Genomic DNA, 13,859 nt, shown 5'->3' on the forward strand with positions numbered 1-13,859 from the left:
CGAATCCCGCCAGCTTCCGGGAGCCGCGCCGACCAGCATGACCGGTATGGACACCAACGAATTCGGCGGCAGGACCGCCCTGGTCACCGGCGGCTCGCGCGGCATCGGCGCGGCGGTCGCGCGGCGGCTCGCGGCGGGCGGTGCGGACGTCGCGATCACGTACGAGAAGGACAAGGACAGCGCGGAGGCCGTCGCGGAGCAGGTGCGGGCCCTCGGCCGGCGGGCGCTCGCGCTGCGCGCGGACAGCGGGGACGGCGCCGAGGCGGCGGCCGCGGTCGACCGGGTCGCGGAGCAGTGGGGGCGGCTGGACGTCCTCGTGTGCTGCGCCGCGGTGTACGTCACCGGGCCGGTGACGGACCTGGGCGCCGCGGACTTCGACCGCGCGGTCGCGGTCAACGTCCGCGGGCCCTACCTGGCGGCGCGGGCCGCGTCCCGGTACATGCGCCCGGGCAGCCGCATCATCACGCTCGGCAGCAACGTCGCCGAGCGCACGCCCTTCCCCGGCCTGGCCCTGTACGCCCTCACCAAGAGCGCGCTGGCCGGCCTGACCAAGGGCCTGGCCCGCGATCTCGGCCCGCTCGGCATCACCGTCAACCTGCTGCACCCGGGGCCCACCGACACCGACGCCAACCCGGCGGACGGCCCCTTCGCCGACACCGTGCGCGGCCTGACCGCGCTCGGCCGCTACGCCGAACCGGCCGAGATCGCGGCGGTCGTGGCCCATCTGGCGTCGGACGCGGCCTCGTACGTGACCGGCGCGGTGGTGCACGCGGACGGCGGCTTCACCGTCTGACGCGTGAACCCTGCGCCGCCGCGGCGAAAACCATGTGAGGCGGTGCAGGGGGGACCGTAGTGTCAGGGGTGATGTCTGCCACCGCCCCTGACTCCGCGCCCGCCGTCCGTCCGCGGTCCTCGGTCCGCTCGCTGCTGCGGCTGTGGCCGTACGTGCGGCCGGTGCGGCTGCGGCTGTCGGTGTCGGCGGCCGTCGGCGTCGCCGCCTCGTGCATGTCGCTGCTCATCCCGCTCGTGCTCAAGTGGCTGGTGGACGGTCCGGTCAAGGACCGCGACCCGTCCGGGGTGTGGCTGGGCGGCGGGCTGCTGCTGGCCCTCGGCGTCGCGGAGGCGGGGCTGTTCGGGGTGCGGCGGTGGCTGGTCGCCCGGCCGCTCGCCGGGGTCGAGGCGGCGATGCGGGCGGACCTCTACCGGCGGCTGCAGCGGCTCCCGGTCGCCTTCCACGACCGCTGGGCGTCCGGTCAGCTGCTGTCGCGCGCGACGACCGACCTGCAGATCCTGCGGATGTTCCTGGCCTTCCCGCTCGTCTTCCTGTTCGTGAACGGCACCACGCTGCTGATCGGCGTCGTCGTGCTGCTCACCCAGTCCCCGCTGCTCACGCTCGTGGTGCTCGGGCCCGCGGTGCCGCTCATGGTGCTGTCCACGCGCTTCGAGCGCCGCTACGCGCTCGCCGCCCGCCGCGCCCAGGACCAGGCGGGCGACCTGGCCACGCTGGTCGAGGAGTCGGTGCTCGGCATCCGCATCGTCAAGGCCTTCGGGCGGCACCGCGCCCAGTCGCAGGCCTTCCACTCCCGGGCCCGCGAGCTGCGGCGCACCGAACTGCGCAAGGCCGACCTGCTGTCGGACCTGTGGGCGATCATCATGACGCTGCCGGAGCTGGCCATCGGCGCGGCCCTGCTCGTCGGGGTGCTCCAGGTCTCCGACGGCAGGCTGTCGGCGGGCACCCTCGTCGCCTTCGTGTCCACGGCGCTCGCGCTGCGCTGGCCGGTGGACTCGATCGGCTTCCTGCTGGCGATGAGCAACGAGGCCGCGACCGCCGCCGACCGCTACTTCGAGCCCATGGACACCGCGGGCGCGGAGGCCGCGCAGGAGGACGGCGCCGGCCCCGGGGACCCGGTGCGCGAGGGCGACGGCCTGCGGCTGGAGGGTGTCGCCTTCCGCTACCCGGACGCACCCGCCGGGAGCCCGCCGCTGCTGGCGGGCGTCGACCTGCACGTCCCGGCCGGCGGGACGACGGCCCTGGTCGGCGCGACCGGCTGCGGCAAGACGACGCTGACCGCGCTCGTACCGCGGCTGCACGAGCCGACCGCCGGGCGGATCACCCTGGACGGCGCGGACACCGCGGCGATGCCCGTCTCCCGGCTGCGCGAACTGGTCTCGGTGGCGTTCGAGGAGCCCACCCTCTTCTCCGCGAGCGTGCGGGAGAACGTGGCGATGGGCGCGGGTCCCGCCGGCGCCGACGAGGGGGCGGTGCTGCGCGCGCTGGAGGTCGCGCAGTGCGGCTTCGTCCACACCCTGCCCCAGGGGCTGGACACCCAGGTCGGCGAACAGGGGCTGAGCCTGTCCGGCGGGCAGCGGCAGCGGCTCGCGCTGGCCCGCGCGGTGGTGGGGCGGCCGCGGTTCCTGATCCTGGACGACCCGCTGTCCGCGCTCGACGTGCACACCGAGGCGCTCGTCGAGGCGGCGCTGCGGGAGGTGCTGCGGGAGACGACCGCGCTGGTGGTGGCGCACCGCCCGTCGACCGTCCAGCTCGCCGACCGGGTGGCGCTGCTGTCCGGCGGCCGGATCACCGCGGTCGGCACCCACGCCGAACTGCTGCGGTCCAGCGCCGAGTACCGCCACCTGATGTCCGGCCTCGGATCCGAGGCGCCCCTGGAGAGGAGCGACGCCCGATGACGTCCGCCACCGAGCAGCAGGTCGGCGAGCCGGAGCGGACCGGGCCGGCGGCCCCCGGCGCGGCGCCGCCGGAACCGGACGCCTTCGACCGGGACGTGCTGCCCGCTCCGCCCGACGCCCAGTCGGTGCTGCTGCGTTCACTGCTGCGCCCGCACCACCGGCCGCTGTGGCTGGCCACCGTGCTGCTGCTGGTGCAGCAGGCGGCGGTGCAGGCCGGGCCGCTGCTGGTCGCGTACGCGATCGACCACGCCATCCCGCAGGTCCGGGAGGGGCGGCACGGCGCGCTGGTGGCCGTCACCGCGGCCTATCTGGGCTGCGGGCTCGCGGCCGGGCTGCTCCAGCGGGCGTTCATCCGCGTCGCCGCGCTGATCAGCCAGGACGTACTGATCGAGCTGCGCGCCCGGATGTTCCGGCACGCGCAGACGCTGAGCCTGGACTTCCACGAGCGCTACACCTCGGGCCGGCTCATCTCGCGCGCCACCTCCGACGTCGAGTCGATCCGCGAGCTGCTGACCGACGGCCTGGAGGAGCTGATCGGGGTGGCGCTGAGCTGCGTGTACATCTCGGTGCTGCTGATCGTGCTGGACTGGCGGCTGGGCCTGGTCACGCTCGTGTCGTACGTGCCGCTGTACGCCGCGGTGCGGATCTACCAGCGGCGCTCGATGGTCGCGTACCGCAGGCGCTCGACGGCCGTCGCGGCGGTCATCGTCAAGTTCACCGAGACGATGAACGGCATCCGCCCGGTGAAGTCCTTCCGCCGCGAGGCGCCCAACGACGCGGCCTTCGACGAGCTGAACCACCGGCACTACCGGGCCAACGGCGACGCGATCCTGGAGATGGCCCGCTACGTCGTCGGCTCCCGGCTGATCGCCAACGCCACCGTCGCGGGCATCGTGGTGTGGGGCGCCTACCGGGTCGCGGGCGGCGGGATGGCGCTCGGCGTGCTCGCGGCCTTCGTGCTCTACCTGCGGCGGCTGTACGACCCGATCGACCGGCTGGGGATGTTCCTCAACTCCTACCAGTCGGCGGCCGCGTCGCTGGAGAAGATCGCCGGGCTGCTCGCGCAGGCGCCGACCGTCCCCGAGCCGGAGAGCCCGGCCCCGCTGCCGCCGGCCGGGCACGGCCGCCCGGGGCGCGAGGTGGTCTTCGACCGGGTGCGGTTCGGCTACCGCACGGGCGGCGAGGTGCTGCCGGAGTTCAGCCTGCGGGTGCCCGCCGGGCAGCTCGTCGCGGTGGTCGGCGCGACGGGCGCGGGCAAGTCGACGCTGGCCAAGCTGCTCGCCCGGTTCTACGACCCGACGGGCGGGCGGGTGCTGCTGGACGGCACCGGCCTTGCCGAGCTCTCGACCTCCGACCTGCGCCGGGCGGTGGTGATGGTGACGCAGGAGGCGTTCCTGTTCTCCGGCACGGTGGCCGACAACATCTCCATCGGACGGCCCGACGCGGGCCGCGAGGAGGTCGAGGCGGCGGCCCGCGCGATCGGGGCGCACGACTTCATCGCGGCCCTGCCGGACGGCTACGACACCGACGTCCGCAAGCGCGGCGGGCGGATCTCCGCCGGGCAGCGCCAGCTCGTGGCCTTCGCCCGGGCGCTGCTGGCCGACCCCGGCGTGCTGATCCTCGACGAGGCGACCTCGTCCCTGGACGTCCCCGGCGAGCGGGCCGTCCAGCACGCGATGCGCACGGTGCTGGACGGCCGTACGGCGCTGGTCATCGCGCACCGGCTGTCCACGGTCGAGATCGCCGACCGCGTCCTGGTGATGAGCGGCGGGCGGATCGTCGAGGACGGCCCGCCGGCCGAACTGATCGCCTCCGGCGGGCACTACGCCCACCTGGACGCCGCCTGGCGCGACGGCCTGGCCTGAGGCGCCGCGCCTCACCCGGCGGCCGGCGCCGCCGCCTCCGGTGCCGGCGCCTGCGGGCCGGACCCGTCCGCGGGCCGGGCCAGCGGGCCGCGGCGCAGCACCAGGGCGCCGAGGGCGCCGCACGCGAACATCCCGGCGCACCACCAGAAGACGGTGGTGTAGCCGTGGATCGCCGCGAGCCGGAGGACGTGCGCGCTCGGCCTGCCGTGCGCGTGCGCGGCGGTGTAGTCGGCGCCGGCGCTCGCCGCGATCGTGTTGAGCAGCGCGGTGCCGATCGATCCGCCGAGCTGCTGCCCGGTGTTGATGCTCGCCGAGGCCACACCGGCGTCCTGCGGGCCGACCCCGAAGGTGCCGGTGGCGGCGACCATGCCGAAGATGAGGCCGCTGCCCGCGCCGACGACCACCAGCGGGCCGAACAGCGCGGACCAGTAGCCGGAGTGCTCGCCGACGCGGGTCAGCCAGGCCATGGCGGCCGCGTCGAGCAGCATGCCGCCGAAGACCATCGGCCGCGGGCCGGTGCGCGGCAGCAGCCGGGTGTTGCCGAGCACCGCGACGACGCCGCTGACGAGCACCATCGGGAGCATGGCGACCCCGGAGCGGATCGCCCGGTAACCGAGCATGACCTGCATGTAGTAGATGAGGAAGAGGAAGACGCCGAAGGTCGCGGCACCCAGGACCAGGACGGTGAGGTAGGCGCCGCCGCGGTTGCGGTCCAGGACGACGCGCGGTGGCAGCAGCGGGTGGGCGGTGCGCGCCTGGAGGACGGCGAAGACGGCCAGCAGCACGGCGCCCGCCGCCAGGAAGGCGGCCGTCGCGGCGCTGCCCCAGCCGTGCGACCCGGCGTGCGCGAAGCCGTAGACCAGGCAGAACATCCCGCCGGAGACGGTGAGCACGCCGGGCACGTCCAGCCGCCCGCCGGGCGCGCGCTGCTGCTTTCCGACGAGCGTGACGGCGCCGAAGGCCGCGACGACGGCGAAGACCACGTTGACGTACATGCACCAGCGCCAGGACAGGTACGTGGTGAGCGCGCCGCCGAGCAGCAGGCCCAGGCCGCTGCCGGCCGCCGCGACCGCGCCGAAGACGCCGAACGCCCGGGCACGCTCGCGCGGGTCCTTGAAGGTGGTGGTCAGCAGCGACAGGGCGGACGGCGCGAGCAGCGCGCCGAAGACGCCCTGGCAGGCGCGGGCGGTCACCAGCATCGGGAAGCCGGTCGCGGCGCCGCCCACGGCCGAGGCGGCGGCGAAGCCGATGAGGCCGGTCAGGAAGGTGGTCTTGCGGCCGAAGAGGTCGGCGAGCCGCCCGCAGAAGAGCAGCAGGCTGCCGAAGGAGAGCGCGTAGGCCGTGACGACCCACTGCCGGTCGGCGGTGCCGAAGCCGAGCGCGCGCTGCGCGGAGGGCAGCGCGAGGTTCATCACCGTCAGGTCGAGGACGACCATGAACTGCGCGACGGCGATGACGCCGAGGACCAGCCAGCGCCGCGGGTCGTCGGCCGCGCCCGCGGCCGTTTCCGGGACCGGCCCGGTCCCTGGGGTTGCGTCGTGCACTGCCACGGCCGTCTCCTTCTCGCATCGGGCACTCGCGCCGGACGTCCCGGGCCGGACGTTCCGGGCCGGGACGCCGCCCGGAGGTGTCCGCCCGGCGCCCGACGCCCACCAGACGCCCGCGGCCCGGGCGGTGTGACAGGGTGCGTCTGTGACGAGCGACACCGGCCGCGGCTGTCACGATCCGGCCGCGGCGGGCGTCTTGTGCGCGGGACGGCGCGGTGACGGCCGTGCGGCACACGGGGAGGGGTCGGCAGTGGGCACGACGGGCGACGGGGTGGCGGAGGCGGCCGTGTCCGGCCGCGCGGACGGGGACGGGGGCACCGCCCGCGGGGACCGGGTCGACGCCGCGACGGAGGCGTTCGTGGCGCACCGCAACCTGCTCTTCACCGTCGCCTACGAGATGCTGGGCTCGGCCGCCGACGCGGAGGACGTGCTCCAGGAGACATGGCTGCGCTGGGTCGGCGTCGACCCGGGGACCGTCCGCGAGGTGCGCGCCTACCTGGTGCGCATCACGACCCGGCAGGCCCTGGACCGGCTGCGTGCGCTGGGCCGCCGCAAGGAGTCCTACGTCGGCCCGTGGCTGCCCGAGCCGCTGCTCACCGCGCCGGACGCGGCCGAGGACGTCGAGCTGGCCGAGAGCGTGTCGATGGCGATGCTGCTGGTGCTGGAGACCCTCAACCCGACCGAGCGGGCGGTGTTCGTGCTGCGCGAGGTCTTCGACCTGGACTACGACGAGATCGCGGCGGCCGTCGACAAGACCCCGGTGACGGTACGGCAGATCGCGCACCGGGCCCGCGCGCACGTGGCCGCGCGCCGGCCGCGCGGCAGCGTCTCACCTGCCGAGACGCGGGCGGTGCTGGACGCCTTCCAGGCGGCGGTGGAGAACGGCGACCTCCAGCGGCTGCTGGACCTGCTGGCGCCGGGCGTGGTGGCGCTGAGCGACGGCGGAGGGGTGGTGCACGCCCTCGTGCGCCCGGTCACCGGCGCGCCCAAGGTGGCGCGGCTGCTGGCCGGCGGGTGGTACCGGCGGCAGGGCACCCGGACGCTCGAACCGGTCGAGGTCAACGGCGGCCCGGCGCTGCTGGTGCGGTACGACGGGGCGCTCGACGCCGTGCTCGCGGTGCGCATCGACAGCGGCCTGATTTCCGGCCTCTACAGCGTGCGCAATCCGGAGAAGCTCTCCCGGGTCACCCGGCACACCGCGGTGAGCCGCCGCTCGTAGCCCCGGGCACACGCGCCCGGTTCACCCCTTTGACCCCCGAACGTCCCCCGCCCGGCGCACCGGTGCCGCCGCCGATTCCCCGGGGGTGCAACACCGCGGCAACATGCGTCCGCTATACGGATCCCACTTTCCGTTCACCGGACGTTTTTCAGCCAAGTTCGCACCATGGGACTGACATGAACAGGTAAAGAGTGCCACTCTGTGCCCCGATCCGCAGCACATCCGCAGCTCTATCCGGGCGGATCACCAACCCCTCCCGCCCGGACTGTCACCGGCCGTCACCCACGGCCGCCGCAGAAGGAGTGACGAGTGGCACGATCCCCCCGTACGCGCCGCACGGCAGTGGCCGCCGGCGCGCTGGTCGCCGGCGCGGCCATGCTCGCCGTGACCCTGCCGGCCGGGACGGCGGCGGCAGACCCCGCCGCGCGGTCCGGCCAGACGGCGAACACCCACGCACAGCCGAGGGCCGGCGCGCTGCCCGCCGCGCTGAGCCCCGCCCAGCAGGCCGCCCTGGTCTCCCACGCCCGGGCCGGCGCGGCCGCGACCGCGTCGTCCCTGCACCTGGGCGCCCAGGAGAAACTGGTCGTCAAGTCCGTCGTCCAGGACGCCGACGGCAGCACCCACACCCGCTACGAGCGCACCTACCAGGGCCTGCCGGTGCTCGGCGGCGACCTGGTGGTGCACACCAGCGCGCTGGGCGCGACCACCGGCGTCGACAGGGCCACCGGCGCGGCGGTCGCCGTGCCGTCCACCACCGCGAGGATCGGCGCCGACGAGGTGAAGGCCGGCGGCCTGTCGCGCGCGAAGGCGCTGCACGACGGCTCCGCCGTGGTCGAGTCGGCGCGCAAGGTCGTGTGGGCCGCCTCCGGCGCCCCCGTGCTCGCCTGGGAGACCGTGCTCGGCGGCTTCCAGGACGACGGGACGCCCAGCCGGCTGCACGTCGTCACCGACGCGAACTCCGGCAAGGAGCTCTTCGAGTACGAGGGCGTCGAGACCGGTGTCGGCAACAGCGAGTACAGCGGCCAGGTGAACATCACCACGACGCTGTCCGGCAGCACCTACCAGCTGACCGACGGCACCCGCGGCGGCCACAAGACGTACAACCTGAACCACGGCACGTCCGGCACCGGCACGCTGTTCACCGACGCCGACGACACGTGGGGCGACGGCAACGGCACCACCGCCCAGACCGCGGGCGTCGACGCGGCCTACGGCGCCCAGGAGACGTGGGACTTCTACAAGAACACCTTCGGGCGCAACGGCATCGCCGACGACGGCAGGGCCGCCTACTCCCGTACCCACTACGGCAGCTCGTACGTCAACGCCTTCTGGGACGACTCCTGCTTCTGCATGACCTACGGCGACGGCAGCGGCAACGCGCACCCGCTGACCGCGCTGGACGTCGCGGGCCACGAGATGAGCCACGGCGTCACCTCCAACAGCGCGGGCCTGAACTACTCCGGCGAGTCCGGCGGCCTGAACGAGGCGACGTCCGACATCTTCGGCACCGGCGTGGAGTTCTACGCCGGCAACACCAGCGACCCGGGCGACTACCTCATCGGCGAGAAGATCGACATCAACGGCGACGGCAGCCCGCTGCGCTACATGGACAAGCCGAGCAAGGACGGCGGCTCGAAGGACTACTGGTCCTCCAGCCTGGGCGGCCTGGACGTGCACTACTCCTCGGGCCCGGCCAACCACTTCTTCTACCTGCTGTCCGAGGGCAGCGGCGCGAAGGTCGTCGGCGGGGTCAGCTACAACAGCCCCACCTACGACGGCCTGTCGGTGCCGGGCATCGGCCGGGACAACGCCCTCAAGCTCTGGTACAAGTCGCTCACCGAGCGCTTCACGTCCACCACCAACTACGCGGCGGCGCGCACCCAGTCGCTCCAGGCGGCGGCCGACCTGTGGGGCCAGGGCAGCGCCACGTACAACACCGTGGCCAACACCTGGGCGGCCATCGGCGTCGGCAGCCGGGTCTCCAGCCCGACGGGCGTGACGGTCACCAACCCCGGTAACCAGTCCACCAAGGTGAGCACCGCGGTGAGCCTGCAGATCCAGGCGAGCTCGACGACCTCGGGCGCCCTGACCTACAGCGCGACCGGCCTGCCCCCGGGCCTGGCCGTCAACGCCTCCACCGGCCTGATCTCCGGCACCACCGGATCCGCCGCGGGCACCTACAGCGTCACGGTGACGGTCAAGGACTCCGCGAACGCCACCGGCACCGCCTCCTTCAGCTGGGCGGTCACCAGCACCGGCGGCGGCACCTGCACCGCGGGCCAGCTGCTGGCCAACCCCGGCTTCGAGAGCGGCAGCACCGGCTGGACGGCCTCCACCGGCGTCATCGACAGCAGCACCGACGCCCCGGCCCACTCCGGCTCCTACAAGGCCTGGTTCGACGGCTACGGCACCACCCACACCGACACCGTCTCCCAGTCGGTCACCATCCCGGCGAGCTGCACCAGCGCGAGCCTGAGCTTCTACCTCTACATCTCCTCCGACGAGGGCACGAGCACGGCCTACGACAAGTTCACCGTCGCCGCCGGCAGCACCGCCCTGGCCACCTACAGCAACGTCAACCAGGGCACCGGCTACGTGCAGCGGACCGTGAGCCTCACCCCGTACATCGGCTCCACGATCACTCTGAAGTTCACCGGCACCGAGGACTCCTCGTACGCCACGTCCTTCCTGCTCGACGACACCGCCGTCAACGCGAGCTGACGCGGCCGCACCACCCGTTCGGCGGTACGCGCCCGGGCCGGCCGGCACAGGCCGGCCCGGGTCCGTTTCTGTTTTTGCGGCATTTCTCCGGTGTGGGGTGATCGGCTCCGGTGGTCTCGGTCCGTACAGTGCGGAGCTGAAAGTGCCCCACATGTAGGAGATGCAATATGGCAACCGGAACCGTGAAGTGGTTCAACTCGGAAAAGGGCTTCGGCTTCATCGAGCAGGACGGCGGCGGCTCCGACGTCTTCGCCCACTACTCGAACATCCAGTCGACCGGCTTCCGCGAGCTGATCGAGGGCCAGAAGGTGTCCTTCGACGTCACGCAGGGCCAGAAGGGCCCGCAGGCCGAGAACATCAAGACCCTCCAGCCGTAATCCGGCAACGCCCCGCGGGGCGTTCCCAGGGGCGCGGGTTCCCGCGCCCCTGGGGCCCCGGCCGGTGCCGCTAGCGCAGCATCCCGGCGGTCATGCCCGCGGAGTCCGGGGGGAAGGCCACGAGGCCGAGTTCGGCCGGGGTGGCGAGCAGCGGGTGGGAGGGGAGCACCCGCACGGTGTAGCCGAAGGAACCCGTGCGGTCGAGGGTCAGCGGGCCCTCGTAGACGTACCGGCCCGCCATGTCGGACCGCCCGGCCGGCTTCAGGGACTGGACCGCGGGCTCGGCCATCCGGTCGGCGGCGTCGACCCGGCCGGACAGCAGCTGGACGTCCACGTCGGACGGGTCCAGCCCGCCCAGGGTGACCTGGGTGCGCAGCGTGAGGGTGGAGCCCAGCTCCGGGGTGCCCTCGACGGAGTCGGTCTCCACGTGGTCCACCGACACCTGCGGCCACTGGCGGCGCAGCCGCTGCTTCCACTCGGCCAGCTCCACCGCGGCGGGACCCTGTATGGCGCGGTGCGAGCGCGCGGCGGGGGCGTAGAGCCGGGTGACGTACTCGCGGACCATGCGGCCCGCCAGCACCTTGGGGCCGAGCGTGGTGAGGGTGTGCCGGACCATCTCGATCCAGCGCTGCGGCAGCCCGCGGCCGCCGTGGTCGTAGAACCGCGGGGCGACCTGGCGCTCCAGCAGGTCGTAGAGGGCGGCGGCCTCCAGCTGGTCGCGGCGGTCCTCGTCGGCGACGCCGTCGGCGGTGGGGATGGCCCAGCCGTTGCGGCCGTCGTACCACTCGTCCCACCAGCCGTCGAGCACCGACAGGTTGAGGCAGCCGTTGAGGGCGGCCTTCATGCCGGAGGTGCCGCACGCCTCCAGCGGGCGCAGCGGGTTGTTGAGCCAGACGTCGCAGCCGGGGTAGAGCAGCCGGGCCATGCGCATGTCGTAGTCGGGCAGGAAGACGATGCGGTGCCGCACCCGCGGGTCGTCGGTGAAGCGGACCAGCTCCTGCACCAGCCGCTTGCCGCCGTCGTCGGCGGGGTGCGCCTTGCCGGCCACGACGATCTGGACCGGCCGCTCGGGATGCAGCAGCAGCTCCGTGAGCCGCTCCTGGTCGCGCAGCATGAGCGTGAGCCGCTTGTACGACGGCACGCGCCGCGCGAAGCCGATGGTGAGGACCTCCGGGTCGAGCACCCGGTCGGTCCAGCCCAGCTCGGCCTCGCCCGCGCCGCGCTGCCGCCAGGAGGCGCGCAGCCGGCGCCGCACGTCCGCGACGAGCTGCTCGCGCAGCTTGCGGCGCAGCTCCCACAGGGCGGCGTCGGGAATGGCCCCGAGGGCCTCCCAGCAGTCGGTGCCGCCGGTCATGAGGGCGTCCTCGGCGCGCTGCGCGCCGAGCTGCCGGGCGCCGAGCCGCAGCACCTCGGGGGCAACCCACGTGGGGGCGTGCACGCCGTTGGTGATGGACGTGATCGGCACGTCCTCCGGGTCGAAGCCGGGCCACAGTCCGGCGAACATCTCGCGGCTCACGGCGCCGTGCAGGGTGGACACGCCGTTGGCGCGCTGGGCCAGCCGCAGGCCCATGACGGCCATGTTGAACAGGTTGGGGTCGCCGCCGCGGTGCGTCTCCATGCCCAGTTCGAGGATCCGCCCGGTGTCGACACCGGCCAGCTCCGCGCCCTCGCCGAGGTGGCGGGCCACCAGCTCGCGGTCGAAGCGGTCGATGCCCGCCGGGACGGGGGTGTGGGTGGTGAAGACGGTCCCGGCCCGCACCGCCTCCAGGGCGGCGTCGAAGTCCAGGCCGTCCAGCGACAGCTCGCGGATGCGCTCCAGGCCGAGGAAGCCGGCGTGGCCCTCGTTGGTGTGGAAGACCTCGGGCGCGGGGTGGCCGGTGATGCGGCAGTAGGCGCGCAGCGCCCGCACCCCGCCGATGCCGAGCAGCATCTCCTGGAGCAGCCGGTGCTCGCTGCCGCCGCCGTAGAGCCGGTCGGTGACGTCGCGCTCGGCGGGCCCGTTGCCCTCGACGTCGGAGTCGAGCAGCAGCAGCGGCACCCGTCCGACCTGGGCCTTCCAGATCCGGGCGTGCAGCGCGCGGCCGCCGGGCAGCACCAGGCTCATCCGGGCGGGGGTGCCGTCCGCCTCCCGAAGGGGCGTGACGGGGAGGGAGTTGGGGTCGAGGACGGGGTAGTGCTCCTGCTGCCAGCCCTCGCGGGAGAGCGTCTGGCGGAAGTAGCCGTGCCGGTAGAGCAGGCCGACGCCGATGAGCGGGACGCCCAGGTCGCTCGCGGCCTTGAGGTGGTCGCCGGCCAGGATGCCCAGGCCGCCGGAGTACTGCGGCAGGGCGGAGGTGATGCCGAACTCCGGTGAGAAGTAGGCGACGGCAGCGGGCAGGTCGGTCTGTTCCTGGTACCACCGGGGGCTGCCCAGGTAGTCCGCGAGGTCCTCGGCGGCGGCGGTCAGCCGGCGCAGGAAGCGCCGGTCGCCGGACAGGGCGGCGAGCCGGTCCTTGCCCACGGTGCCGAGCAGCCGCACCGGGTCGCCCTGGGCGGCGCGCCAGCCGTCCGGATCGACGGACTGGAACAGCTCCCGGGTCTCCTGGTGCCAGGACCAGCGGAGATTTTGGGCCAGGTCCCCCAGCGGGCGCAGAGGTTCCGGCAGGACGGTGCGCACGGTGAATCGACGGATAGCCTTCACCCTTCGACCGTAGCCCGGCGGGCGCGGGGGCCGCGGGTCCTGTCCCCATTCCGGTGATTCAAACGCTCGAACGGCGGCGCATCGGGGCGAGGGCCCCGGAGGTACGGGCGCGGGCGCGTTCAGCCTTGTGTACCAGAGGTGACGGGGAAATGTCGTCGCGGTGACGCGGCTCCGCCGTCCGTGGTCGCCGCCTGCCGGAACCGCCGTGCGGCGGCCCGCGCGGGGCGGCGCCGCGGGCCCGGGTCGCGCGGCTCGCGCGCGGCTCGTTCGTGGCACCGCGCTCCGGCGGAGCGTACGCGGGCGCGCATCAGGGGGCGCGCGTCGGGGTACGAAACCGGACCGGGCGGGATTCCCCGGGCGGGCGCGCGCCCGCGCCCGGCGCGGCGCCGGGGGGCGCGGACCGCGGCACTCCGGGGCGCGCTCCCGAAACGCCGTCAGGGGACGCGTCACGCGCGCACACATGGGCAGGCTCCCCGATGCGCAGCACCCGAACGGAGCAGCCGTCTCCCCACGAGGCCACCCGAACGGCCCTGCGACCGCCACCTGGGTGATCGCCGGTGGCCGCGGCCCCGCAGGCAGGCCTACAACGCCAAGAACAGTTAAAAAGAGCGGAAGTCGTACGGAGCCCCGCCGGAAGTCCAGCGCCGCCGTACGACGTCACGGGACCGTCCTGCCGCCGCCCCGGCGGCGTGCGGTGCCGTGGCTGCCGTCCGTACCGTCCGTACAACCCCATACCGTCCATGCCGTGCATACCGACCCAGC

Annotated in this window: 8 protein-coding genes; 6 read left to right on the forward strand and 2 right to left on the reverse strand. The window is 74.1% G+C overall.

The window, feature by feature from the left end:
- Positions 1 to 46: 46 nt before the first annotated feature.
- The 3 genes from ACH4SE_RS16050 to ACH4SE_RS16060 all read left to right on the forward strand — a co-directional run bounded on the left by ACH4SE_RS16050 (position 47) and on the right by ACH4SE_RS16060 (position 4,553).
- The gene (locus ACH4SE_RS16050) at positions 47 to 793 is read left to right on the forward strand and encodes an SDR family NAD(P)-dependent oxidoreductase (protein ID WP_398543987.1); all 747 of its coding nucleotides are present in this window, start codon (positions 47 to 49) and stop codon (positions 791 to 793) included.
- A gap of 71 nt (positions 794 to 864) precedes the next feature.
- Positions 865 to 2,688: an ABC transporter ATP-binding protein gene (locus tag ACH4SE_RS16055; protein ID WP_398543988.1), complete on the forward strand. Its 1,824-nt coding sequence runs from the start codon at positions 865 to 867 to the stop codon at positions 2,686 to 2,688.
- Positions 2,685 to 4,553, forward strand: coding sequence for an ABC transporter ATP-binding protein (locus ACH4SE_RS16060; protein ID WP_398543989.1), 1,869 nt, complete (start codon positions 2,685 to 2,687; stop codon positions 4,551 to 4,553). The genes ACH4SE_RS16055 and ACH4SE_RS16060 overlap by 4 nt, the downstream gene beginning before the upstream one ends.
- A gap of 11 nt (positions 4,554 to 4,564) precedes the next feature.
- Here ACH4SE_RS16060 and ACH4SE_RS16065 read toward each other — a convergent pair whose 3' ends face one another.
- Positions 4,565 to 6,103 (reverse strand): MFS transporter, encoded by a 1,539-nt coding sequence (locus ACH4SE_RS16065; protein WP_398543990.1) that lies wholly within the window; start codon positions 6,101 to 6,103, stop codon positions 4,565 to 4,567.
- A 283-nt stretch (positions 6,104 to 6,386) separates the two neighbouring features.
- Here ACH4SE_RS16065 and ACH4SE_RS16070 point away from each other — a divergent pair, with 283 nt between their 5' ends.
- The 3 genes from ACH4SE_RS16070 (at position 6,387) to ACH4SE_RS16080 (ending at position 10,417) form a co-directional block, all read left to right on the forward strand.
- The gene (locus ACH4SE_RS16070) at positions 6,387 to 7,319 is read left to right on the forward strand and encodes an RNA polymerase sigma-70 factor (RefSeq protein ID WP_398544103.1); all 933 of its coding nucleotides are present in this window, start codon (positions 6,387 to 6,389) and stop codon (positions 7,317 to 7,319) included.
- Between the two features lie 375 nt (positions 7,320 to 7,694).
- On the forward strand, positions 7,695 to 10,040 hold the full coding sequence (locus tag ACH4SE_RS16075; RefSeq protein ID WP_398544104.1) for a M4 family metallopeptidase: 2,346 nt from the start codon (positions 7,695 to 7,697) through the stop codon (positions 10,038 to 10,040).
- Positions 10,041 to 10,207: 167 nt separating this feature from the next.
- Positions 10,208 to 10,417, forward strand: coding sequence for a cold-shock protein (locus tag ACH4SE_RS16080; protein WP_398543991.1), 210 nt, complete (start codon positions 10,208 to 10,210; stop codon positions 10,415 to 10,417).
- Positions 10,418 to 10,487: 70 nt separating this feature from the next.
- Here ACH4SE_RS16080 and ACH4SE_RS16085 read toward each other — a convergent pair whose 3' ends face one another.
- A complete protein-coding gene (locus ACH4SE_RS16085; protein ID WP_398543992.1) occupies positions 10,488 to 13,097 on the reverse strand; it encodes a glycosyltransferase family 1 protein in 2,610 nt (869 codons plus the stop codon).
- Positions 13,098 to 13,859: the final 762 nt, after the last annotated feature.

Source organism: Streptomyces sp. NPDC020983 (assembly GCF_044333485.1).
GTDB lineage: Bacteria > Actinomycetota > Actinomycetes > Streptomycetales > Streptomycetaceae > Actinacidiphila.